A 24,926-nucleotide genomic window follows, 5' to 3' on the forward strand; every position below is an offset into this window, starting at 1 on the left:
CGGGATGGTTTTTTTTATTCAGTAGTTTAAAAATCAATTCTAAAAGATACGTTAGGGGTAATGCCGGAGGAAAATGTGTTTACTTCTTGTAATAAATAGCTATCGTTATCAAATTTGATATCGTATGTTCGGTTTAAGATATTTTCTTTATCATATAGATTAAATAGGGAAAATCCTATTTTACTTCGCCATGTATCATTTTTTGAAAAATTAAACTTGTAGGAGGCAGAAAAATCCAATCGATGATAGGCATCTAATCGTTCACTATTAATCTCTCCGTAATCAATAAAAAGAAATTCATCAGTTTCAGTAATGCCTTGCGCAGGAGTAAAAGGTCTTCCGGTTCTAATTGTCCATCCTAATGAGAATTCGAAATTATTCCATTGATAACTATGAATCCAGGATAGATAGTGGCCGATGTCAAAATTACCTGGAAATGATTCTCCTTCATTGACATTCGTAAATTTAAAATCCTGATCTGTTAAGGAATAGGATATCCATGTTCTATAATCTCTTATTCTTTTTTTGATTAATATGTCTAAACCAAGAACTTCACTTTCTCCCGTCTCTAAAGCAAGTACTCCATTAAAACCATTAGCAAATGATGTAAGTCCATCAATGGATTTATAGTAGCCCTCGATATCGATATACCAGTCACTCTTGTTGATCGTAAAACCACCAGAAACCTGATCACTCGCGAGCATTGAAACAAATTCAGAATCAGCTAATAGCCATATTTGATTATCCAGATTAAAATCATTAGGCAGGTAATTAGAAATCTGACTAATCACTTGATTTCTTCTTTCTGCTGATAATTTGGTTATAATGTTTTTAGACAAATTTACTTCTAGGTTAATTCTTGGTTCCCAATATGTTTTTTCAAGGACAGAGAAATAATTACCTCGTATACCAGCGCTTATTTTAAGTTTTTCGTTAGAATTAAACTTATATTCTCCAAATATTGCGTGTGTCATATTGTTATCACTTTCGTCGAAAGAAACATCATCAGCAGAATAATCAGCATTGTAGGCTACATCATTGTTAGAAAAATCATAACCCGAAGTAAAACTATGTTTAGGATTTATAGACCAATTTCCATGAATAGATCCACCAGCATCTCTTATTGTATTTTTTTCTACAATATTATTTTCAAAAAAAAGGAATCCATCAATACTCGCTCTGGATTCTCTTAATCCATTATAATCGAATTCATAGTTTGAAAAATAAATATTAGTTGAATGAGAGAAATGAGGACTCCATTTTTTCTCCCATTTCATATTAATTCCTTGATTTACAAATTCTAAGTCATCTTTTTGGTTTTCATCAAATGGTTCGCTAAATCCAAGAATGTTTTTGATGTTTAATGTGTAATTCAGATTGTTATTTGTGAATATAGAGCTTATAGTAAATTTTTCATCGTTAGATATTTTAAAAATTCCTTTAACCGTAAGATCCGTAAAGTAAAACACATTTTCATTTTCTACAGTTTCTTGATCTAACTTTTGATTATCTATAAAGAAACGAATGCTTTGAAAAGCTCGATCCGAGTAACTGCGAAAAGTAGATGTTTCAAGAAGATCAGTGAATGATCTTCTTGCGGATATAACTACTCCAAAACCTTCATCAATAGGAGCTTCGATATAAGCATCTACGGTGGTCATATTAAAACCAACACCAAAACCAAAATCTTTTGGGATTTCATTTTTGGATTCTATATCAACAACTCCTGAAATTCTGTTTCCATATTTAGCTTCTGTACTGCTTCTAAAAAGTTTTATGTTTTCGGTAATGTATGGATTGAAAATAGATAATAGATCAAAAAAATGCCCTGTACTATACATTTTTATACCATCCCATAAAATCAAATTATGATCAGGAGTTCCTCCTCTAATATGTAAAGCTGAAGCAGTCTCAGTAGGGCTTTGTACGCCAGGTAGAAACTGTAGGGTTTGTAGTACATCTGGCTCTACTAATCGTGGTAAAATCCCTAATTTGCTTGGGTTAATATTTATGGCACTACTTGCTCCTTGTCTTGATATTCCGGAGGTCACATATTCTGTAATGAGAACCTCGTCTAACTGAAAATCATCTTCAGACAGAAATATTTTAATACAGTCTTTCTTTTCAAGATCTTTAGCAATAAATTGCTGGTTTTTATATCCTAAAAACCTAATATTAATGGTGTCATTAGGTTCAGATAAGAATAATTGAAAATAACCGTCGGCGTCCGAAATTACTGATTTTGATTGATTTTCGTTATTTACAAAAGCTTCTACTAAAGGTTTTTTTGTAGAATTATCAAGTAAGTATCCACAGATCGAAATTCTTCCTTCTTTGTTTTTTTTTCGAATAACATAATATCTGTTATTAATCTTTTGAAAAAAGATAGAAGTTTGAGATTGTATTTTTTGGAGGATTTTTTCCAGTGAATCCTTTGCAGAAACACTTATTCTTTCACTTTTAATAATTTCAGGATTGAAAGAAAACTTAATTTCATACGTTTTTTCTAAAACTTTTAGAATGGTGTTCAAAGGAGTATTATCATATTCTAATTCAGCTGTTTTTTGAGAAAAAGAGCTAAAGTAGATGAATACAAAAAGATAGAAAAAAATTGATTTCATTTATTCTTTAACGAGAACTATGTTGTTTTCGTTGTTAAAAGTATATGAAATTTCCATAGGAACAAAGATTGTTTTTAAAGCTAGTTCAATATTCTCATGATTATAACTACCAGTAAAACGTTGATTTTGATCAATGTTGTCTTTGTTAAAAGTAATATTAAACTGATTCTCTAGAGAAAGTATTACTTGTTTTAATGGAGTATTGGTAAATGTAGTTTCTCCAGATATCCAACTTGGTTTTGTTGTTTCTATTTCCCAGTTTTCGACAATATTGTTTGTTACTCTAAAAGCTTTTCCTTTAACAAGAACAGCTTCATTAGAATTATACCCCATTGCTTTTACTTTACCTTCGTGACAAATAACTTCAAAAAAATCTTTTTGGGTATTTACGTTAAATTGCGTTCCTATTACTTTTACATTTCCTGATGATGTTTTTACTAAGAAATCAGAACCTTTTTTTACTTTAAAAAATGCTTCTCCAGCCAAGGTGACTTTTCTGTTATTCTTCCAGTCGGACTCTTTAAATGATAATTCAGATTTAGAGTTAAGGATTACTTCAGATCCGTCCAGAAGTTCTATCGTGATTTGTTCACCATAATCCGTCGTGTGTGTAGTAGCGTTGTCAAAGAAAAAAAACAATCCTATTAATGCTAATAGGGTAGCTGCAATACCATAGCTCCAGTTTGGAATTAAACGTGTGGTTTTTTTATTTCTAACGATATCATTTTTAATTGCTTGAAAAATTTTATCTTTATCGTAGCCAGGAGAATCCAACGTATCTATTTTATTTATAATAGTCACGTATTTCTGATAATCTTCCGATTTTTCAAATTCTATTTTTTCCTTAGCATCTAGACTCCCATTAAGCCATCTTGCTAAAAATGTTTCATCAGAATATGGATTTTCCATCAGTTGTTTTTTACTTTCTTTATTTATGTCTTCTTATTAATAACAGCCTTATACAATATTACCCTACTTATGATTATAAAATATCGCCTAAATTTTGTCTTAAACTTAGTAATGCGTAGTGTATTCTTTTTTCAATAGCCTTTACAGAAACCCCGGTGATTTCAGCAATTTCTTTATAAGATTTCTTGTCAATCCTAGATAATAAAAATGTTTCTCTTTGTTTTTCAGGAAGTGCATCTATTGCATTTTTAAGTTTAGACATAAACTCTTTTTCTTCAATAATGAATTGAGGATCCTGATTATTAAGATCTGAATGTGGCTTTTGCTCATATCTAAGAACTACTTTTTTATGGGCAATATGATTTAATAAAGTATTGTTAGCTACAGTAAATACATATGATTTTGCCTTGTAATAGATAACTTTTTTACAGTTCTGCCACAATTTTATAAAAGCATCTTGAATAATATCTTCTGCCAGAGCAATATCACCACATTTATAGTAGATAAGATTCCGTAGCGATTTTGAACAATCATCAAAGATTGATTCAAAATTTTTCTCGTCACAAACAGATTTCTTTTCCATATATTTTTCGAAGATATTTATTTTATTGAGATTTTAAAACTTTATAGTTTTTTAATCTGAATCAGTTTTACTAATAGATTTTTTTTGGTTTTTACTTGAGACTGAATTAAAAACCTGTTGGGCTACATATTTTATTAGTAATAAGGATTTTTTTAGTTTCTAATTTAAGAAATAGAGTATGCTAACGAAATTTTAAAAAAAAAACAGTTTCGTAAGTAGGGTTTCGTTCTATTAAATTGTTTATTATAGAAGTAACTCAACAAAACTTTTAAAATGAAGAAAATTATTTTCCTAGTTGTTGCATTATGTTTCTGGTTTTCAGGCAGTGCACAATTTAACTCAAGTGCTCCTTGGATGAAAGAGCTAAATGCGCAAAAAAAATCTTCTGGGATAGAAGAACCTATCAAATTCCAAGAGATTGTCGATGCATTTAATGAATATTGGAAAGATAAGGATCATACAAAAAAAGGATCAGGATATAAGCCTTTTAAAAGATGGGAGAGTTATTGGAGGCATTTTGTTAAAAATGACGGAACTATACCAACTCCTCAAGAAATGTTGAATGTTTTCAATCAAAAACAAGAACTAAGAAATCAGATGGCGGATGTAAGCGATTGGCAATCATTAGGCCCATATATTCACACCAATACGGGTTCATGGTCATCGGGACAAGGACGTATTAATGTAATAGCCATTGACCCTAATAATCCGGAAATATATTATGTTGGTGCTCCTGCCGGAGGAATATGGAGATCTGTTGATTCAGGAGTAAATTGGATTCCATTGTCTGATGATTTATTACAAATAGGAGTGTCAGCTATTGCCATTGATCCTAGAGATTCGGATGTGATTTATATTGGAACTGGTGATGATGATGCGAATGATACATATAGTATAGGTGTTCTGAAATCAATTGATGGAGGACAAACCTGGAATTCAACAGGACTTTCTTTTTCGAACACTAGTTCGTCAATTAATGAGGTATATATTGATCCATTAGATAATGATAAGATATTTGTTTCTTCGAATAGAGGATTTTATAAATCGATTGACAACGGGGTTTCTTTTACAAGAACATTGAATCAAAATTTGAATGACGTAAAGCTAAAACCGGGAAATTCTAATGTAATTTACGCTGCTACCAGAAATCAAGTATATAAATCTATTGATAATGGAGATTCTTTTACATTAGCTTCCAATGGATTACCAACTTCAGGTGGAAGAATGGTATTAGCAGTTACTTCAAATGCCGTTGATAATGTATACGTGTTAAGTGCAGCAAATGACTTTTCCTTTCAAGGAGTTTATAGATCTGAAAATTCTGCAGATAGTTTTACTAGACTAGATGATGGTAGCGCGGACTTATTTGGTGGATCTCGCCAAGCTTGGTTTGATTTGGCTTTCGAAGTTTCTGATACTAATAAAAATGATATCTATATAGGAGTTTTAGATGTGTATAAGTCTTCTAACGAAGGAGGCAGCTTTGTACAATGGAACAGTTGGAGTGCTCCTGGAACTGCCACATACACACATGCGGATATCCATATGATTCGAGATATTAATGGTATTATGTTCTTTGGAACAGATGGAGGTATATACAGATCTACTAACGGTACTTCTACTGAAGATTTAACAGAAGGTTTAGCAATTGGTCAGTTTTATCGTATTGCTGTTTCTCCGCAAACCTCAAACAATATGGTTGGAGGATTGCAAGATAATGGAGGATATGCGTATAGTGATAATAATTGGAAGAACTATTATGGAGCAGATGGTATGGATACTGCAATTGATCCTAATAATCCGAATAAGTATTATGGATTTATTCAGAATGGAGGAGGTTTGTATTTTTCTAATGATGCCGGAGCGACATTAGGAGGTTCTATTAATGCTCCTGCTTCAGAGAGTGGTAATTGGATTACCCCTCTTAAGATGAGTAAGGAAGGTGAATTATATGCGGGATATGGTAGTTTATACAGATTAGAGAGTGGTAGTTTTAATAGGATTTCTCAATCTTTTTCATCTCCTTTAGATGGTATAGAAATAGACCCATTTAATAGCGATATTATTTATGCTTTTGTAGATAGCAATCTTCATAAAAGTGAAGATCGAGGAGTTAGTTTTACGAATGTAAGAACATTCAATAATGAACGCATAACTAGTGTGACAGTAAGTAGTACAGATAATTCAATAGTGTACTTAACAACTTCAAATAACGTATACAAGTCAATAAATGGAGGAATCGATTTTGATAATATTTCTTTCAATTTACCAGGGGATGCTAAACTTGTTATAAAACACCAGTCTTTTCATCCAAACAACCCTTTATATTTGGGTACTAGTTTGGGAGTATATCGATTAGATGATACTTCTGATTCTTGGGAGCCATTTTTAAATAACCTTCCAAATGTTGCGGTAAGAGATTTAGAAATTAATGAGAATGATGGAAATATAACTGCCGCTACTTATGGAAGAGGAGTATGGCGTTCTAATATTCCGATTGCTTTAGCTGCTAATGATTTACAATTAGAGGCTGTAAGTCTAAATAATAATAGTCAAATTGTTTGTAGTAGTATTTCTCCTAAAGCTACTATCAAAAATAATGGTACTGATACTGTAACCTCTTTTGATGTTCAGTATACTATTGATGGAGGTAATGCCTTAACTCAATCCTGGACAGGAAGTTTAACTTCTGGTAGCACAACTACTGTAGATTTTCCTGAAAATGATATTACAGGATTAGGAGATCATAAGTTAAATTTTGTTGTTTTAATGCCTAGCGATTCATTTGTAGTAAATAATTCAGGTTCTTTATCTTTTAGTAAGAATAATAGTGCTTCGGTAGGTGTAAACGAATTTGAAAACAACAGTGATGATTTGTTGATTTCAGGTTCTTTGTGGGAGCGAGGGATTCCTACGGGCTCTCTTCTTAGTACTGCAACTTCTGGACAAAATGTGTATGGAACAAACCTAGATGGTAACTATTCGGACAGTACTGTAAGCTATCTAATCTCTAATTGTTATGATCTTACAGCTATTGGAAGTCCCGTTTTAAAATTTAATATGGCTTTTGATATTGAATTGAACTGGGATTTTGTTAATATCGAATATTCTGTTAATGGAGGAGAAAGCTGGAATGTTCTAGGTTCTGCAAATGATCAGAATTGGTATAATAGTAATACTTTACCAAATAATTCTAATTGTTTTACTTGCCCTGGAGCCCAATGGACAGGAAGGGATGCTACCATGAAAGAATATAGTTATGATCTTGCAGCTTTTGCTAGCGAACAGAGCTTTATGTTTAGATTTAATTTTGTTACAGATCAAAATACTAATGGAGAGGGAGTTATCGTCGATGATCTTCAGATAGAAGGTAATACACTTAGTGTGGATAATTTGGAGAACAGACCGGTGTTTAGTTTATTCCCTAACCCTTCTAGAGATCTATTTAATATCCAATGGAGAAATGCTACAAAAGTTTCGTATCGAGTTACAGATCTAGCTGGAAAATTAATTTCTTCTAGAAGTGGATTGAATTCTTCAGAGAATACTGCGCAAATTGATTTATCTGGTTACTCAAAAGGGATGTATTTTCTTAATGTAACTCTAGATGGAGTAAATAAAACAATGAAGTTATTTAGAAACTAAAAAGAATATATTTCACAAAGTAAATTAAAACCCTTGTATAATTTATACAAGGGTTTTTTAGCTCAATCTGAAAATGTAAGTTGATTTTTATTTTTAAAATCGTATTGATTATATGTTTAGATTCTTTTGTTTTGTTCACATTTAACCCCATTTTTCTACTCGCTTTATAAAATCATCTAGAAAATTTGAAGTCATTGCCCTTACTAGCTTTTTACGATATAAGTTATGTGTAAATAGATCGATTATACTTTTATTAATTTGATGATAGTTAAGAGTTACATTAATAGTTGTAGCGTTATTGCTATCACTTTCTAAGTAAATTAAAGCTATTGAAGCGCTCATATTTTTACAGAGTGTTTTTGGCTTAATTTTTAATAAAATATCACTATTAATAATGCTTGAATCTAAAACATAACCCATAGAAGAAAAGACATTGATGGCTTCTTCTGCAAATCTAATTACGATAGGATATTTCTTATTGATTTTCCTATATATTGTTATTGACGTATTCATATTTGTCAGCATAAAAAAACCTTAGTTATATTTCGAACTAAGAGTTTCCTAGCTATCAATCTATAAACCATTAATAGAAAAATTCTTCAGAAAGAATCTTACCGTTTTCAACTTTGTAAACAATAATTTCGTCTAATGGCCACGTATTACCATCCTTGAGATTAACTGTCATTTTATAAGGGATCGCGATATAGTTCTTTGCAACAATGGCATTTCCAACTTCCATACCTTCCATACCTACAATATTTTCTGCCATTGCAGCATCTTTAGCCTTAATAGCTTTAACGCCTTTTATATCTGCGAATTGTTCGGACTGAGGTTCGATATGATGTGCATCATTATGAAAAAGTTCGTCATAAACAGTTTCAAATTGCCCTTGTCTTAGAAGTTCTACTAATTTATCTCCTACTTCTTTATTTGTCATTTTTATTTGGTTTTAATTATTGTTGCTTTTGGATAATTATCTTTAATTTCCTTGTATTTATCGGTGCCTCCTGTAACTCTTTCTCCTGTTTCTAAATAGTGTCTTAATCCTACTAGAGTGCCTGACATTTGTTTTTTGAATCCACCCTTTGCTATGAGAGCTAAGAAAGCAGGTTTTGTCCTAAACTGAAACTCATAAGAAGCTGTAGAAGTCCCATCATCATTATCTTTTACGCGATAGAAAGCCTGAGAATTGTCAAAATTTAGCGGAAGTTTTGCACCATCAATAACTACGTTACGCATCATCATATTTTTATTATCAATTTCCGCAATACGTTCTTTAGACCATTGTGTTCCTTTTCCATTAAAATTGCATTTACGCGTTGCTCCAACCTCTCCTTTTAAAGATCCATTTGTATATTCTGAAGTATAGATATATGGAGAGAAATTCGATATTTCTCCATAATCAAGAACCATAGCTTCCCAAACTCTTTCTGCTGGGGCGTTTATTTTAAGTGCTACATGTACCGTTTTAAACCTCTTTTCCATCGACTGTGCAAAACAGACGGTGGTTGCCATAATTGCTATGACCATCGTTACTATTATTCTGTTTGTAATTTTCATTATTTATGTATTAAGAGTATTCATTTTACTTATTGATAACTAAATGCCGATTTACCCAAAAACTTTCTGTACAATCCTATTTGACCCAATTCATAACCTAAATGATGCATTTGGAATGCATATAACCCACGCATAGTCTGTTCGGGAAACGGAATCGGGAAAGGTGCTTTTGCGTCTAATTGTTCTTCAGTTAAACTACTGAGTGCCTCAGAAATTTTAGGAATCAGGACGTCCAGGTCCCGTTGCATTTGAGATAATGATGGGTATTCTGCTTCCTCATCAAAAGGTTTACCAAATCCAAATTGGCCTGCATATGGATTCTCGGTTGCTTGCCCTAACAACATTGCCAGATTGTATTGAATGTCTACCGTATGGCCAGCAATCCAGGCTAGGCTGTTAGAATTATTAATTCGTTTATCTGCTTCGGTATCACTAATATCTTTTAGATTTTTACTAAAAAGATTTACCTGTAAATCATATTGTGCTTTAAGGACTTGTACATCAGTAGGCTTATATACTTCTTTAATAACCTCTTTTGTAAGAGGCTCTTTCTGTTCCATACACGAAACAACTCCTATTGATAATGCTAATACTGCTGCTATTTTGATAATTGATTTGCTCATTTTCTTTTTTGATTTAAGGATTAAGCGGCTTTTTTGCCTTTTTTCTTAAAATATTTTTCGTCAGATTTCTTTTTGGCTTCAGACTGTTCGCTAGTCTCGACAAAGTATTTTAAGTCCTCTATGGTTTGATATATGTCTTTTCTCATTTTTGGTTTGATAAGCCAACCCATCAAAAAGCCTGGGATAGTTGCAAGTGTTACATCGAGATTCATCGTTACTTCAGATGTATTTATGCTCATTGGTCTTACGTTCCAAACAGCGGTTGCAGCTTTCATTATGAATGGAGTGTCATCTAAATGATATTGTAGTTGCATCTTTTCAGCGTCAGCTTGGTCTATGATTTCACTCACATCACCAAAACTTGTGGAACAGGTTCTGCCTCCATATTGATTTCCAGATACATCTCGCATCTTTGATTCGTTTACGGTACTTGCCCAATCGCAGGCTCGACCATAATTGGTATAAAGTACCTCCCAAACTTTGCTGGCAGGTGCGTTGATTTTAAGTGTCTTATTTATTTTCATAGTTTTGTTTAATTACATTGTTAAAGGAAAATTATAACAATCCGTTTTTTATACTTGTTTATGTTTTGATTCAGAAATAACTAACCTGTGACAACTTTGTATAAAAACAATCTGAATTTATATTTAGGTTATTCAAATTGTTTGGATTGTCAGACTGGCTACCAAGCAATATATTGTGGTGCCTTAATATCATTAATTCGCAAGTATATTATAGCTTGTGCTCGGGTATGTGTTATATGATCAAAGGTGACGTTCAATATCTTTCTACGTGTCATACGACCTGCCCAAAAGGATGTCGTCTTTTCAAAATCTGAATTGTCTATTTTTTCTACAGCGGTCTTTATGATTTCAAATTGCCCTTTTAAGTAAGCAATAAGGGTCTCTTTATCGGTAAGACTTCCTTTATATTTTACTTCCTTTATGTTTAGAGCTTTTTTTGGTAAAAAGGTTAGCGCGTACCCTATGTGTTCTATTTGTTCTCCAAAGGTTCGCATATCTTCAGTTGGCTTATATTGATATTTTTCTGCAGGCATTCTTTCTGCCACTTTTATTGTGTATTCTCTGGAATTCTTCCATTTTTTTAGAAATTCTTCTTTAAAGGATGATTGTTGAGCCGTAATAGGTGTCCAAGACGAAAACATAAAAATTAGTAAGGTTTGTATTGTTTGATTGAGTTTCATTTCAATTAGATTTAGAATATTTTTGAAATGTTTGGTCTTTTGAACCAATGTTTTTTTTAAGTTTTAAGAACCTTTTTTTAATAAAAAGGAAGGCTCACATATACAGTGAGCCATCCTACTCTAGGGAAAATAGAGATTAGGCATCATTAGCCATATTTGTCACAATTTCATCAATCGATGCTTGCATAAATGCAGAAAACTGGGCTTCGGTCATTTGTGGATTCTTCATAAACTGCTCATAGTTAGACCACCATACAATCATAGATTTATTGTAGCCTAAGTCTACTACTTTAAAGTTGTTTACAAGTCCCTTTACTGGTACACCTTCTATAACTGCATATGTATAAGTCCGGTTTAAATCATCGTAAGAAAGTATATTTTCCTTGAACTGTCCTTTGCCATCAGCGGTAGAACAAACTCTAGATGCACCTGCACCTGCTTCTCCCGTAACTACGACATTTGAAACTATCTTAGTGTATTTTGCAAAATCTAGATTACGGACTATTTTCCATACGTCATCCGCACCTTTATCTACTATTTTTGTATGGGTTAATTTTGCATCTGGGTTTTGAGCGATTGCTTTATTAGTACTTACCCCAAATACAAAAAGAGCAACTAGACTTAATAATTTTAACGTTTTCATTTTGATATATTTTAAAAGTTATGTCCTTTTGATTCAGAATATTGAAAGGTGTGACAACTTGCTGTTGTTTTTTATTTTCACCTCTTAGTTTATGTTGAAAGTTATCTAAATACAAAAGTTATATTCATAAGAATACTGTACCTTGAGATAAATGATTGTTTTTTTTATGACTAAGTTGTCACACCTCTTAAAAGTCTGCATCTAATTAATAAACTATATCAAGATGGATAATCCTTTTTTAAAAACATATACTGGCGAAAAGACAGACACAACCTTAGTAAGCGAAGCTCAAAATGGAAGTAAGAAAGCATTAGAAGAACTTTTACTGAAGCATCAGCCATTTATTTATAATGTTGCTTGGAAGATGGTAAGACACCCGGCAGACGCTAAAGATCTCACTCAAGAGGCTCTTATTAAAATCGTAACAAACTTAGGTAAGTTCAAAGGGAAGAGTAAGTTTTCAACTTGGTGTTACCGTATTGTCGTAAATCATTTCTTAATGTCGAAGCGAAAATCAAGTGAAGCGGTTTTTACGAGTTTTGATGTGCACGCTGCTGGTTTGGAAAATACACCTGATACAGCAATGAGTGATGCTGAAAAGAAGGCTAACGAAAAACTTATTAAAGAGATGAATTATTCTTGTATGAGCGGTATGCTACTTTGTCTGAACAGAAACCAGCGTTTGGTTTATATTATAGGTGAGATGTTTGATGCCGATCAGACTATAGGCTCTGAAATATTGAACATATCAAAAGATAATTACAGAAAACAATTATCAAGAGCCAGAAAAGATATGTTTAATTATATGAATGATAAATGCGGTTTGGTTAATAAAAATAATCCATGTCGATGTCATAAAAAAGTACAGTTTGCATTGGATAATAAAATTATTGATGCGAAAAACTTACTTTTTAATAGAGATGAACACGCTAGTTTTAAAGAAGCCATAAAACCAGATGCTGATTTTATGATGGAAACTGTTGAAGACAAATTTGATGAACTCTACAGGGAGATGCCTTTTAAAAAGGATTTCGATAAGAAGACATTTTTACAGGATATCATTAATAACGAACAAATCAATCAAGCAATGCGGTTGAATTGATTTAATATCTACCAGATAAGAAATCCAAACACGTAATAATTTGGATTTTTTGTTTGTACTCGTCACAGTTCGCTTATTTCTGAATCTAAACACTAAACATTAAAATATCACGATAATGAGTTGGTTTAGTTTCGTTAAAATATTTTTAATATTAATAACATCTTTATCAGTAAAATTAGGTGAGCAGGCTCTTCCGATAGAAAAATCTTTTATAGTCGATAGTAAGATCCTTTCTGAAAAGATTTCAGTCACTACCTATAATGTATCACCTGATGATGAAAATATAGCTGTTGTGTATGTTACAGATGGTCAAAAAATGATTGAAAATGGAGCTTTGGAGCGTATTAAACTTTTAACTCTTCAAAAAAAAATACCTGAGGCGTACTACGTGTTTGTGAGTACGATCGATGTTATAACGGATGTAGATAAACGCAACACTTATTTTTTTGTAATGATGATTATGTCAGCTTCTTTGAAGAAGAATTAGTGCCTCGTGTAGAAGGTTCACTTTTGCGAAAACCAGAACAGCGCAGTTTAGTAGGTATATCCTTTGGCGGGCTTAATGCAGCATATTTTTCTGGTAAGACCACTTTATTTCAGAATTATGCCTTGTTATCTCCAATTACGTATCCTTGTAATCAAGTCTTGAGTGCCATTGTCTTTTCAGAGAACAATGATTTACGAGTTATTATAACAACAGGAAAGAATGATGCAGAGAAATATGTAGAACCTCTTCTAAATATCTATAAGTCTAAAAACTATGGTGTCGAGAATTTTAGTACTAATGGAGCTCACGATTTTGAAAATTGGAACGATCAATTAGAAAGAGTACTTCTTTATCTTTTAAAAAATCAGAAATGAGATATTTAAAGATTTTATATGAATTAACAATGTTGATGCCTACTATGATCTCTTGCCAATCGAAACCTCAAAAATCTAAAGATACTACTATGCAGGTATGAGACTATAACACTGAAAATACTCTATTTTTAGTTTCAAGAAAACCTATTTTCTAATTTGTGAACATTCTACTAAACATCTTGACAAACGCTTTAATTTATCATTACAAATGCCATTAATTATATTAGAAATATAATTAATGGCATTTTCTAGAATAATGTCGTATAAAATCTAAAAAATTATTGTTTTATAAATCTCTTTACGATTGTTTTTCCTCTATAATCAAAAAACATCATTTTTATCAAGTAAGTTCCAGATGGTAAGGTCGCTACATTTATAGTTTCATCTTTCGAATAGTCAGTTACTTGTTTTACTAATTTTCCGTTTGCGTCGTAAATTGATAAACGATTATTTGACGGGGTTTCAGAAATTTGAATCTCATGTACTACAGGATTTGGATATAATCTTACCAATTCTTCTTGTATTTCTCCGGGAAGTACGGTTAAAATCCTAGACACAAAATCAGCAGAAAGATAATTTTCATTACCAGATTGATGAGCAGAAATAACAGCAGAACCTTCTCCAACAATTGTTACCATATTTCCAGAAATAGTAACTACATCGGTATTAGAACTACTATAGGTAATTACCAATCCTGAAGAGGTAGTTGCGTTTAGGTCAAATGCTGGATCTCCAAAGTTGACATTGGTCAATTCAGTAAAAGTAATTACCTGAGTTGCTTTGGTGATCTCAAAACTCTCTGATTCAAAAGTAATGTTGTAGTTAGAATTATTCAATGTCCCTTGATTAATTGAATATATCCCAACATCTTCTCCCGCAACTCTTCCCAAGTTTCCGGTAAGTATATCATTCGCTACCAGGTTTCCATTAGTGATAGTATATGTAAATACTGGATCTGTTGTGCCATACACTTTGCTCTTGCCTGCATCTGTTGTTACGGTAATAGTTTTTGGAAGTACTGTTAAAGTCTGATTTTCGGTAAGGAAACTATAGTTTCCATTCCCTTCTTGTATAGCAGTGATGGTTGTTGTACCCGCTCCAACAATCGTTACGATATTTCCAGAAACAGTAGCTACATTGGTATCAGAACTACTATACGTAATTGTTAACCCGGAAGAGGCGGTTGCATTTAGATTGAAATCAGCATCTCCGTATATAGCATCTGCCAAAGGATTGAATGTAATGCTTTGATCTGCTTTAATGATTTCAAAATCGTTAGCAACAAATGTAATATCGTAATTCACATTAGTTATTGTTCCTTGTTGAATCGCATAAAATCCAACATCTTCTCCAATGGTACGTGTTAGGTTTCCAGTAAGTACATCACTTCCAGCTAAACTTCCTGAAGTAATTGAATAGGTTAAAACAGGCTCTGTATTTCCGAACACTTTTGATTGTCCTGCATCCGCAGTAATTGTAATTGCTCTTGGAGTTACGGTTAGTGTTTGTGAAATAGCAGTTGCAGCATTGTAGTTCGTATTTCCAGCTTGACTTGCCCTAATCGTTGTTATTCCAACGCCTACAATTGTAACGGTATTTCCAGTAACTGTTGCAACAGAAGTATCAGAACTTGCATAGCTAACAGTCAATCCTGAATCAGTAGTTGCGTTTAAGTTAAAATCAGCGTCACCATAGGTTATATTACTTAAACTGTTGAATGTAATGTTTTGATCTGCTTTCGTAATTTCAAAATCGTTAGCTACAAAGGTGATATCGTAATTTATATTGGATACTGTTCCTTTCTGAATCACATAGAATCCAACAGCCTCTCCAGTGGTACGTGTTAGATTTCCAGATAGTACATCGCTTCCAACTAAACTTCCTGAAGTAATTGAATAGGTTAAAACAGGTTCTGTACTTCCAAAAACTTTTGATTGTCCTGCATCCGCAGTAATTGTAATTGCTTTTGGAGTTACGGTTAGTGTTTGTGAAATAGCAGTTGCAGCATTGTAATTTGAATTTCCAGCTTGACTTACTGTAATTGTTGTTGTTCCCATGCCTATAATCGTAACGGTGTTTCCAGAAACAGTAGCAACAGAAGTATCAGAACTATTATAAGTAATTGTTAATCCTGAGGTAGTATTTGCATTTACATTAAAATCAGCATCTCCATAAGTGACATCTGCTAACGGATTAAATGTAATGCTTTGATCTGCTTTCGTGATCTCAAAGTCATTAGTTACAAAGGTGATATCATAATTAATGTTATCTACAGTTCCCTGATTGATAGGATAGAATCCTGCGTCTTCTCCTGCGGTTCTTTCCGCATTTCCAATCAACACATCACTTGCTACCAGGTTTCCGTTAGTGATTGTGTAGGTGAACATTGGATCTAATGTTCCAAATATTTTGTTCTGACCAGCGTCTGCAGTGACCGTAATTGGTCTTTGAACAAGCTGTAGAGTTTGGGATACAGGAGTTGCTTGATTGTAGTTTCCGTTTCCGGCTTGATTTGCAGTAATGCTTGTGGTTCCAACACCAATAATGGTTACCGTATTTCCTGAAACAGTCGCTACCGAAGTATCGGAACTTGTATATGAAACTGCTAAACCAGCATCTGAAGTTGCATTTAGATCGAAATCTGCATCACCATAAGTAACATCTACTAATCCATTGAATGTGATCGTCTGATCAGCTTTAGTGATTTCAAAATCGTTAGCAACAAACGTAATATCATAATTAGTATTAGTTATTGTTCCTTGCTGAATGGCATAGAATCCAACATCTTCTCCAATGGTACGTGTTAGGTTTCCAGTAAGTACATCGCTTCCAACCAAACTTCCTGAAGTAATTGTGTATGTTAAAGCAGGATCTGCACTTCCGAACACTTTACCTTGCCCTGAATCCGCAGTTATGGTAATCGCTTTTGGTGTTACCCTTAATGTTTGTGTAACATTGGTCGCTGCGTTATAGTTTATATTTCCAGCTTGACTTGCTGTAATCGTTGTTATTCCTACTCCTAAAATCGTTACAGTATTTCTTGAGATCGTAGCAACAGAAGTATCAGAACTTGTATAATCAATTGCTAAACCTGAATCTGAAGTTGCATTTAAGTTAAAATCTGCATCGCCATAGGTTACATCGCTTAGGTTGTTGAATGTAATGATTTGGTCTGCTTTTGTGATTTCAAAATCATTAGCTACAAAAGTGATATCGTAATTAGTATTGGCTACTGTTCCTTGATTAATAGGGTAGAAGCCTGCATTTTCTCCATCAGTTCTTCCTAAAACTCCACTCAATACATCGCTATTTATCAAGCTTCCTGAGGTAATTGTATAGGTTAAAGTAGGTTCTGCATCTCCAAATACTTTTGATTGTCCTGCATCTGCGGTTACGGTAATTTTTCTTCCATTTACTTTTAAATCCTGAGTAACATCAGTAGCAGGTTTAAAATCGGGATTTCCAGCTTGCGAGGCTGTTATGGTTGTTGTTCCTGCTCCTATAATAGTTACAGTATTTCCTGAAATGGTTGCTACCGAAGTATCAGAACTCGTATACGTTACTGTTAATCCAGAATCCGCTGTTGCTGTCAAGTCAAAATCAGCATCACCGTAAGTAGCGTCTGTTAATGCGGTAAAAGTTATAGCTTGTTCTGCTTGGCCAAATTCATAAGCACCTATATCAATAGTGGCAGTAGTATCATTATCTCCATCAATAACTCGGATTTTCCCTTCTAAATCTTTGGTTTCGGTATTAGCAGCATTGTTTCCCTTATCAATTAAAGGAGAACTTCCTTGTAAGGTAAAATCGTTAGTTGCTAGGTCTTTAAAAAGTACATCGGTAATCGTTGTTCCATCGGTGTTTCCAGTACCTGAAGGATGTTCTCCTTTTAAATAACTATACGTTGCGTTTAAACTTCCTGTTCCTGTGGTGTTAAAATTTAAAATGTGGTTTCCGTCTAAAATACTGTTAGCAAAAGTAATCGCACCGTCTTTAGTTCCTAAAATTCCGTTACCTGAAACAGCTGTATTATTAACCAAGGTACTATTGATGAGGTTTACGGAACCTGTTTCTACAAATATTGTATTGGTTTGTTGCCCTTCATTTTCATAAAACAAACAATTGATGTATTGGTTATTTGTTCCTGAAGTTTGATAAATGGCTCCTCCTTCAAGTGCGAGGTTATTTCTGAAAACACAATTGATAAAGCTATTGTTGTTGGCATTTCTTAAATAAATTCCTCCTCCTCTGGTATCTGCCAAATTATCTCTATCATGATCAAATTCAGAAAATGCTTTTTCTAAAAGAAATCCATCGATCAAGGTGTTTTTCGTATTGATTAAAGTCAGTAACGTATATGAATTCCCTAAAGTACTATTTGGGATTCCGGCATCTCCATTTAAAATCGTCTTGTTGTTTACCCAATCTCTTTCTGTTAGACTTGTTTCAGTACCATTAAAACCTCCATAGATTTTAATATTACTAGGAATAGAAAAAGTATCATATCTGTTCACCCCTGGTTTATATGTTCCTTGCTGTACCCATATCTCTTCTATACTTGCGCATTCTGCAGCGAGCTGTAAAGCGTTTTGTAAAGAGGTTGCTTCTGCCCATGAATTTCCATAGTTTGTTACTGTTCCTGTAGGGCTTACGTAAAGAATATTTGAGGTAAGCACACTACAATCGAAAGGTTCATACGCCCAAATTTCTTCACCAAACTTACCATCATCAGCATTAAAGAATAATTTACCATTGGAAACCACCATATCATCTAAATCTGAACCGCTCGTACCAGGATCCATATCAGCTGCTAATCGAGTTCCTTCAACAGTACCATCCGTAACCCATAATTCAGGTCCTAAAACCCCGTCATCTGCGCGAAAGTATAAGCGATCTTGAAGTACAACCAACTCAGCTACACCACTTCCATTCCCAGATCCTTCTTTAATATTTACTGTAAGTTTAGTACCTGCTTCAGTTCCATCACTTTCCCATAATTCATCACCATGAACTCCATCATTTGCTCTGAAATACAACTTGTTTCTATAACTTGCCATCCATTGTGGAGATGACCAAGAAGTTCCTGTTCGAATATCTTTTACCAATTGGGTACCCATTTCGGTACCATCCGTAACCCACAGTTCTCCCCCATAGATATTATCATAAGCTTGAAAATATAATTTATTATTGTGTACCGTTAAGTATCTTGGATCTGAGCCCGAAGCTCCTGCAAATATATCTTTTACTAATTTGGTGCCTGCTTCGGTACCATCACTTTCCCATAATTCATTTCCATTAATGCCATCATTAGCATTGAAATATATTTTATTATTGTAGGTTGCGAACTCAAAAGGATAGCTATTATTGGTACCTGGGTTGATATCTTTTACTATGCGTGTGCCTGTTTCGGTACCATCACTTACCCATAATTCTTCTCCGTTAGTACCATCATTAGCTGCAAAATAAATTTCCCCGTTTAAAACGGTGCCTGTATAAGGGTCTGAAGATCCACTTCCAGGATGAATATCTTTTACCATTTGCGTGCCCGCTTCCGTTCCATCAGTTACCCATAACTCATCTCCATGAACTCCGTCATCTGCTTCAAAGTAAAGTTTGCCATTTATAATACCTAACATATTTCTAATACCAGATCTGCTTCCAGGATAAATATCTTTTACCATTTGCGTGCCCGCTTGGGTTCCATCGCTTTTCCATAATTCAGTACCATGGATATCGTCATCAGCTCTAAAGTACACTTCATTATTATAATGTATAAAATCTTGTGCATTGGAAGATGAGGTCCCTTGTTCGATTTGATAGAATTGTTGTGTCCCTGCTTCGGTTCCATCACTACTCCACAATTGAGTATCACCACTATTAGTGTTTCTAGCACCAAAGAATAACCTGTTATTAAAGACTGTTATATAGTTAACATTGGAACTTGTTGTACCTGGAAAAACATCTTTTACCAATCGTGTACCTGCTTCGGTACCATCTGTTTCCCAAAGTTCATTTCCTTCAGTATCATCATAAGCCGAAAAATATAGCTTGTTATTAAAAATCGTAAAATTACTTGGAGAAGAGCTTCTAAACGCTGCTACATTGATATCTTTTACTAATCGTGTACCTGCTGGTGTACCATCCGTTTCAAAAAGTTCTGATCCTATCGTTCCATAATTAGCGCTTAAATAGAGTTTATTATTAAACACTGTAAGCCCTCTTGGGAATGAACTGGCAGAAGGATTTATATCCACGGCAAGCTTTGTGCCTATTTCGGTACCATCACTTTCCCATAATTCGTACTGCGAACCATCATAAGCTTGAAAATAAAGCTTTCCATTATAAACGGTCAAACTAGTAATATCACTAGAGCCGTACATAGAAGAGTTAATATTTTTTACCATATGAGTTCCTATTTCCGTTCCATCGGTTACCCATAGTTCTCTAAAATGTATACCATCATCCGCAGAAAAATAGAGCTTCCCATTGTAAACCTTGAAATTATTAGGACCAGAACCATAGTTGACACCTTCACTAATATTTTTGACCATATGAGTTCCTGCGGTAGTACCATCACTTACCCATAATTCTTCACCACTCCCACTACCATCGTTACCTCCAAAATAGAGTTTACCATTATAAACTGTTATATTACCTATACTAGAACCATTCGGACCTGGATTCAAATCGGTAATTCGTTCTGTACCTTCTTGGGTACCATCGGTTACCCATAATTCTTGACCTGTGGCTCTATCAGAGGCTTGAAAAAATAATTTATCTCCTAGTATCGTCAAAAACCGAGGAGAAGATCCTGACCTACCAGCTTCAACATCGACCATTAATTTCGTTCCTTCAAGAGTACCATCGGTTTCCCAAAGTTCGCTTCCATATTCATTACTACTAGCAACAAAGACCAGTTTATCTTTAAATTCGATTAAATTTCTAACATCGGCGCTGCCGTTTGTTTCGGTATTAATATCTTTTACTAGGTATGCCTGCTGGGCACTTATTTGTATACTTATGACAAAAAATAGTAGGGTAAAAATTGATCTCATATAAAGGGGCTTTTAAAGATTTTTATAATTCGTTCTATACTATGTACAGGCTCAACTATAAAAACCCTATTTTAATTTGATTTTTTTCGATAAAAAGAATAAAGATGTAAAAAGGTATGCCATATGGCAATAAAGACATAGTAGGTTTATTAAGGCAGTTAATATTATAAATTTGGGTGTCGCAAAAGTAGTTACTGTTACTTTTTAATACTAAAATAGTACCCCTACAAACATCCCTACAAAATGGGTTTTACTTGTGGGTTGATAGGATCAAAATAAAAAATGCTATCTTTTCAGATGACGTTTCTTCTTTTGACGTGAGTTCGATCTAAGGATTTGGAATCAAAAAAAACAAAGCGCACAACGAATTAAAAATAGATCCTAAAAACCGCATTAGGTGTAAAACCTAAAGAAAATCGTTGAATGACCTGTTCCAGAATTACTTCTAGTTCTTCTGGTGAAGATCCATCAGTGCCAGGTATAGCGATTCCGCCATCATCTAATGGTTTTCGTTCTGCTTTATAAATTAAATTCAATGGTTCTACTCGATCATATATATTGAGGAAAGATAATCCTAGTTGTGATTTCAGTTTTTTACTGCCTGCTTTAATATTAAAATCATATAAGATGGAAGCATCCAACCTATGAAAATCAGGTAATCGATCACTATTTACGGCTCCAAATCGTACCACTCCAGCATTTTCACCATCGGCATCAATCATAATTTCGTAGCTATTTACAGGAGTTACAGGCTTTCCTGTTCTAAATTGCCATCCCAGAGAAAATTGCCATTTTTCGAGTTGCAAGGTATTCGAAATCCTGAAGGAGTGCGTTATGTCATTATTCCCTGAAAACCTAAATGGAGTATCTTGCAAATTAGGAAATTGGAATGTAATATCGTTAAAGGTGTATCCTGCCCATATTTTGTAGTTATTCCACCTATATTTTAATAAAACATCTAACCCTTTTATAGTACTTTCGCCTTCTTCAAGGTTTTCCAGAGGATTACTAAAACCATTGGTAAATGTAGTTAATCCTTCTAATTCCTTATAATAAGCATCTACATCAATATTTAGATTTTTATAATGATATAGTATTCCTCCAGAAATTTGATTACTGCTTAATAAAGGAAATTGCTCATTATCAGATAGACGCCATAATTCATTTTCTAAACGCAACTCTGTATGATTAAATTCTACTAATTGAGAAATAGGTTGATTTCTTCTTTCAATAGCCGTTTTAAACCTAAAACGATCTCCTAGAGGATATTCGAAATTAATACGGGGTTCTACCAAAAATTGATCTAGAGAGCTGTAATGTACGAATCGAAGCCCTCCATTGATGAGTCCACTATTTTTAAAATTATAGGTGTATTCCCCGAAAATAGCATTCTTAAGATTATTATCGTCTTGCAGAGACCTTTCTAATTCGGCATCAATTGGATTTTCGCTACTAATAATTACATCTAAATCTGTATAGGAAAGTTCATACCCTAATGTAAGTTGTTGATCTTCTTTAATTCTAGAAATAGAAGAAAGTTTTAAGCCTAGATCTACGATATCATTTTTTCGTATATTAATTTCAGCTAAATCAAGAAGACCATCTCCTGTTTCATCTTTGATTTCATCATTTTGATAAAAAGAATTGTATTCTGAAAAATAAAATACGGCCTTTGTTTGTTGCTTTTCACTTGCGGTATGTTTCCAAGAAAGACTTAACCCTTTATTTTGTGTAATTAATGAATCCACGACAAACTCTTCACCATCACCAGTAAAATCGAAGTCTAAACGATTTCGGGTATACAATCCACTCACCGAAATATGATTTTTGGCATTGGGTTTTATAATAAGTTTGGCACCAATATCAGCAAAAGAAAAATCAGTATTACTTGTTTCGGGACTAAAATCATCATCCGTTTCCAGCTCTAATACATTTCCATTAATATCACGAGCTACTCCAAAATTCGTAAAAATCTTATCTTCATAACTGTTATATGTTGGTGTTTCTAAAATATCGGCATAAGATCTTCTGGCAAAAGCATATACTGCAGTCTTTTCTGACAAAGGAACTTTGGCATATCCATTAACAGATAAACCATCGACTTCGAATCCACCTTCAGTTTTTTTAGGAATAGCATCACCACTAGAAATATCGATAATCCCAGAAATACGATCACCATAACTTGCACTTGTGCCAGATCTGAAAACGGTTGCCTTTTTGGTGGCAAAAGGATTAAAGAGCGAGAACATTCCATAAAAATATCCGGTGTTGTACAATTTGATATCATCATAGAGTATTAAATTTTGGTCTGGTGATCCTCCACGAATTTGGATCCCTGTAGCAGATTCGTCTAGTGTAGAAATACCAGGGATCAATTGTATACTTTGTACAATATCCGGACTTACCAAGCCCGGTAAAATTCCTAATTTATCACTATCTAAAGAAACTGATCCATCTTTATTTCTATCGATACCAGATGTTACATAACCTAATACAATCACTTCATCAAGAGTATCACCGAGCGGATTAAGGTATATTTCCTGACAGGGATCGCCAATCTTCAGAGAAATCGTTTTATCATCATATCCGATAAAAGTAACTCTAACGATATTGACATCTGTATTGACATCTTTAAAGCTGAAATATCCTTTTTCATCAGTCTCCGTACTTTGTTCATTATTGATGCTCACCAAAGAAAATGGTATCGGTTCTTTACTTTCTTCATCGAAGACATAACCACAAATAATTCTTGGGACAGAAATAATCACCTGTTGTGAAGAAACTTTTTCAAAAACTAATCCGGATTGTGATGCTAATTGAGGTAATAGTTCATCGATGGTTATTTCCTGCTTCTCTAATGTTATCTTTTTAGAAGCAATAATTTCAGGCGCATAAGAAAACAGTATAGAAGTTTTGGATTCGATATCTGTTACTACTTCTTTTAACGAGGTTTGAGAATAGTTAACCGTTATTTTTTGTTGGGCATAGCCAAAAATTGAACACAGCAATAGTGCTGCAAACAGTAAGGGGATTTTTACCTGCATTTTTCATTGTATTTAATAACAATTCAATGATAAAAAAAAGGGGACTTTATCATCAAAAATAATCTTTGCGTATATTATTAGAACAACACAAAGGTTTTATATGATTTAATGCAAATTTAAGGTAAATATATGATAGTTTTATCCTCTGATAAGGTATAATTAATCCCCATAGGAGTCAAAGTAGATTTTAACGCTGTTTCCAAGTTATTATGTAAAAAACTTCCTGTGAATAACCTGCTTAAATCCACTTTATTTGATTGAAAAGTAACATTATATTGACGTTCTATTTCATTAATAACTTCTTGTAATGGCTGTTCTTTAAAGACGCTAAGTCCTTTCATCCAATTAGGCTTATCTTCGGTCGATTTTTCGGCAACAACAATCTTGTCAGAAACAACTACACGATCATTTTTACGCAAAATTTGATGCACAGTAGCGTTTGTTTGATCAAATCTAACCACACCTTCATAACAATCTAATTCAAAAGTGTTTTGACGAGTTTTAATATTAAATTCTGTGCCTAGAACGGCAACTTTTCCATAAGAAGTCTCAACCGCAAAACCATCACTTTTTTGTACTTTAAAATATCCTTCTCCTTTAAGATGAACAGTTTTGTTATTCATCCAGAAAAATCGTTTGTGTGTTAATTCCGAATCTGCATTCAATTGAACTTTAGAACCATCAGGTAAAGTAACGGCCAATTGTTCACCATAAGCTGTTTGATAACTTTTAGATGAAGTTGATACACCAACTAAACCTATCACTATTGCAATTGAAGCAGCAATAGCATACCAGGTAATATTCGATGATTTTCGAGTTTTACCAAAAGTAATTTGCTCTTTAGTTTTAATAAGCGCTTGTCTTTTATCAACTGGAGGAGCTTTAAATTTTTGCGCCTCTTCATTGATTCGATCAAACATCTCATAAGCATCTGATTTCTTAAACTCAGATAATTCTTCTTCGCTTAATTCACCAGCCACCCAGCGCGCTATTAATGTTTCATCTGATTCGTACTTTTCCATAATTATTAAAGTTTAGGTAAACCCCTGCTCTTGTATCTAATACAGGTTGTTGTG

The 24,926-nt window shown here is 33.6% G+C and carries 17 protein-coding genes; 4 read left to right on the forward strand and 13 right to left on the reverse strand.

All coding sequences use genetic code 11. The annotated features are described in order from the left end of the window. Positions 1-26 precede the first annotated feature (26 nt). From Q0910_RS11250 to Q0910_RS11260, 3 genes are all read right to left on the reverse strand, one after another. Complete coding sequence (locus Q0910_RS11250) at positions 27-2,621, reverse strand: TonB-dependent receptor (RefSeq protein WP_299216079.1); 2,595 nt, start codon at positions 2,619-2,621, stop codon at positions 27-29. After that, positions 2,622-3,530 (reverse strand): FecR family protein, encoded by a 909-nt coding sequence (locus Q0910_RS11255; RefSeq protein ID WP_299216082.1) that lies wholly within the window; start codon positions 3,528-3,530, stop codon positions 2,622-2,624. Positions 3,531-3,603: 73 nt separating this feature from the next. Beyond that, a complete protein-coding gene (locus tag Q0910_RS11260; RefSeq protein ID WP_299216085.1) occupies positions 3,604-4,113 on the reverse strand; it encodes a sigma-70 family RNA polymerase sigma factor in 510 nt (169 codons plus the stop codon). A 273-nt stretch (positions 4,114-4,386) separates the two neighbouring features. Between Q0910_RS11260 and Q0910_RS11265 the strand changes: the two genes are divergently transcribed. Further along, entirely contained in the window at positions 4,387-7,758 is a 3,372-nt protein-coding gene (locus Q0910_RS11265) for a T9SS type A sorting domain-containing protein (RefSeq protein ID WP_299216088.1), read from the forward strand. A gap of 141 nt (positions 7,759-7,899) precedes the next feature. On the opposite strand, the gene Q0910_RS11270 is transcribed toward Q0910_RS11265, so the two are convergent. From Q0910_RS11270 to Q0910_RS11300, 7 genes are all read right to left on the reverse strand, one after another. Next, the gene (locus tag Q0910_RS11270) at positions 7,900-8,271 is read right to left on the reverse strand and encodes a hypothetical protein (RefSeq protein WP_299216091.1); all 372 of its coding nucleotides are present in this window, start codon (positions 8,269-8,271) and stop codon (positions 7,900-7,902) included. A gap of 70 nt (positions 8,272-8,341) precedes the next feature. After that, positions 8,342-8,695, reverse strand: coding sequence for a nuclear transport factor 2 family protein (locus Q0910_RS11275; protein ID WP_299216094.1), 354 nt, complete (start codon positions 8,693-8,695; stop codon positions 8,342-8,344). Positions 8,696-8,697: 2 nt separating this feature from the next. After that, positions 8,698-9,318, reverse strand: a complete 621-nt coding sequence (locus tag Q0910_RS11280; protein ID WP_299216097.1) for an SRPBCC family protein — start codon at positions 9,316-9,318, stop codon at positions 8,698-8,700. A gap of 29 nt (positions 9,319-9,347) precedes the next feature. Continuing rightward, the gene (locus Q0910_RS11285) at positions 9,348-9,941 is read right to left on the reverse strand and encodes a DinB family protein (RefSeq protein ID WP_299216102.1); all 594 of its coding nucleotides are present in this window, start codon (positions 9,939-9,941) and stop codon (positions 9,348-9,350) included. Between the two features lie 20 nt (positions 9,942-9,961). Further along, entirely contained in the window at positions 9,962-10,465 is a 504-nt protein-coding gene (locus Q0910_RS11290; protein WP_299216106.1) for an SRPBCC family protein, read from the reverse strand. A gap of 158 nt (positions 10,466-10,623) precedes the next feature. Continuing rightward, the gene (locus Q0910_RS11295; RefSeq protein WP_299216109.1) at positions 10,624-11,145 is read right to left on the reverse strand and encodes a DinB family protein; all 522 of its coding nucleotides are present in this window, start codon (positions 11,143-11,145) and stop codon (positions 10,624-10,626) included. A 136-nt stretch (positions 11,146-11,281) separates the two neighbouring features. Then, entirely contained in the window at positions 11,282-11,788 is a 507-nt protein-coding gene (locus tag Q0910_RS11300) for an SRPBCC family protein (protein ID WP_299216112.1), read from the reverse strand. Between the two features lie 223 nt (positions 11,789-12,011). Between Q0910_RS11300 and Q0910_RS11305 the strand changes: the two genes are divergently transcribed. From Q0910_RS11305 to Q0910_RS11315, 3 genes are all read left to right on the forward strand, one after another. Then, positions 12,012-12,890, forward strand: a complete 879-nt coding sequence (locus Q0910_RS11305) for an RNA polymerase sigma factor (protein WP_299216115.1) — start codon at positions 12,012-12,014, stop codon at positions 12,888-12,890. Positions 12,891-13,005: 115 nt separating this feature from the next. Continuing rightward, positions 13,006-13,377: a hypothetical protein gene (locus Q0910_RS11310; RefSeq protein ID WP_299216118.1), complete on the forward strand. Its 372-nt coding sequence runs from the start codon at positions 13,006-13,008 to the stop codon at positions 13,375-13,377. Continuing rightward, positions 13,377-13,751 (forward strand): hypothetical protein, encoded by a 375-nt coding sequence (locus tag Q0910_RS11315; protein ID WP_299216122.1) that lies wholly within the window; start codon positions 13,377-13,379, stop codon positions 13,749-13,751. Before Q0910_RS11310 ends, Q0910_RS11315 begins: the two co-directional genes overlap by 1 nt. Before the next feature lie 278 nt (positions 13,752-14,029). Here Q0910_RS11315 and Q0910_RS11320 read toward each other — a convergent pair whose 3' ends face one another. The 3 genes from Q0910_RS11320 to Q0910_RS11330 form a co-directional block, all read right to left on the reverse strand. Further along, on the reverse strand, positions 14,030-20,806 hold the full coding sequence (locus tag Q0910_RS11320; protein ID WP_299216125.1) for an ELWxxDGT repeat protein: 6,777 nt from the start codon (positions 20,804-20,806) through the stop codon (positions 14,030-14,032). Between the two features lie 368 nt (positions 20,807-21,174). Next, positions 21,175-23,850, reverse strand: coding sequence for a TonB-dependent receptor (locus Q0910_RS11325; RefSeq protein WP_299216128.1), 2,676 nt, complete (start codon positions 23,848-23,850; stop codon positions 21,175-21,177). A 116-nt stretch (positions 23,851-23,966) separates the two neighbouring features. Next, a complete protein-coding gene (locus Q0910_RS11330; RefSeq protein ID WP_299216131.1) occupies positions 23,967-24,872 on the reverse strand; it encodes a FecR family protein in 906 nt (301 codons plus the stop codon). Positions 24,873-24,926 lie beyond the last annotated feature (54 nt).

It is taken from the genome of uncultured Aquimarina sp. (assembly GCF_947495315.1).
Lineage (GTDB): Bacteria > Bacteroidota > Bacteroidia > Flavobacteriales > Flavobacteriaceae > Aquimarina.

Coding starts and splice junctions, on each gene's coding strand:
- Q0910_RS11320 (WP_299216125.1), bottom strand. CDS start 20,806: ATGAGATCAATTTTTACCCTACTATTTTTTGTCATAAGTATACAAATA.
- Q0910_RS11250 (WP_299216079.1), bottom strand. CDS start 2,621: ATGAAATCAATTTTTTTCTATCTTTTTGTATTCATCTACTTTAGCTCT.
- Q0910_RS11300 (WP_299216112.1), bottom strand. CDS start 11,788: ATGAAAACGTTAAAATTATTAAGTCTAGTTGCTCTTTTTGTATTTGGG.
- Q0910_RS11260 (WP_299216085.1), bottom strand. CDS start 4,113: ATGGAAAAGAAATCTGTTTGTGACGAGAAAAATTTTGAATCAATCTTT.
- Q0910_RS11310 (WP_299216118.1), top strand. CDS start 13,006: ATGAGTTGGTTTAGTTTCGTTAAAATATTTTTAATATTAATAACATCT.
- Q0910_RS11270 (WP_299216091.1), bottom strand. CDS start 8,271: ATGAATACGTCAATAACAATATATAGGAAAATCAATAAGAAATATCCT.
- Q0910_RS11330 (WP_299216131.1), bottom strand. CDS start 24,872: ATGGAAAAGTACGAATCAGATGAAACATTAATAGCGCGCTGGGTGGCT.
- Q0910_RS11280 (WP_299216097.1), bottom strand. CDS start 9,318: ATGAAAATTACAAACAGAATAATAGTAACGATGGTCATAGCAATTATG.
- Q0910_RS11265 (WP_299216088.1), top strand. CDS start 4,387: ATGAAGAAAATTATTTTCCTAGTTGTTGCATTATGTTTCTGGTTTTCA.
- Q0910_RS11290 (WP_299216106.1), bottom strand. CDS start 10,465: ATGAAAATAAATAAGACACTTAAAATCAACGCACCTGCCAGCAAAGTT.
- Q0910_RS11275 (WP_299216094.1), bottom strand. CDS start 8,695: ATGACAAATAAAGAAGTAGGAGATAAATTAGTAGAACTTCTAAGACAA.
- Q0910_RS11255 (WP_299216082.1), bottom strand. CDS start 3,530: ATGGAAAATCCATATTCTGATGAAACATTTTTAGCAAGATGGCTTAAT.
- Q0910_RS11325 (WP_299216128.1), bottom strand. CDS start 23,850: ATGCAGGTAAAAATCCCCTTACTGTTTGCAGCACTATTGCTGTGTTCA.
- Q0910_RS11305 (WP_299216115.1), top strand. CDS start 12,012: ATGGATAATCCTTTTTTAAAAACATATACTGGCGAAAAGACAGACACA.
- Q0910_RS11285 (WP_299216102.1), bottom strand. CDS start 9,941: ATGAGCAAATCAATTATCAAAATAGCAGCAGTATTAGCATTATCAATA.
- Q0910_RS11295 (WP_299216109.1), bottom strand. CDS start 11,145: ATGAAACTCAATCAAACAATACAAACCTTACTAATTTTTATGTTTTCG.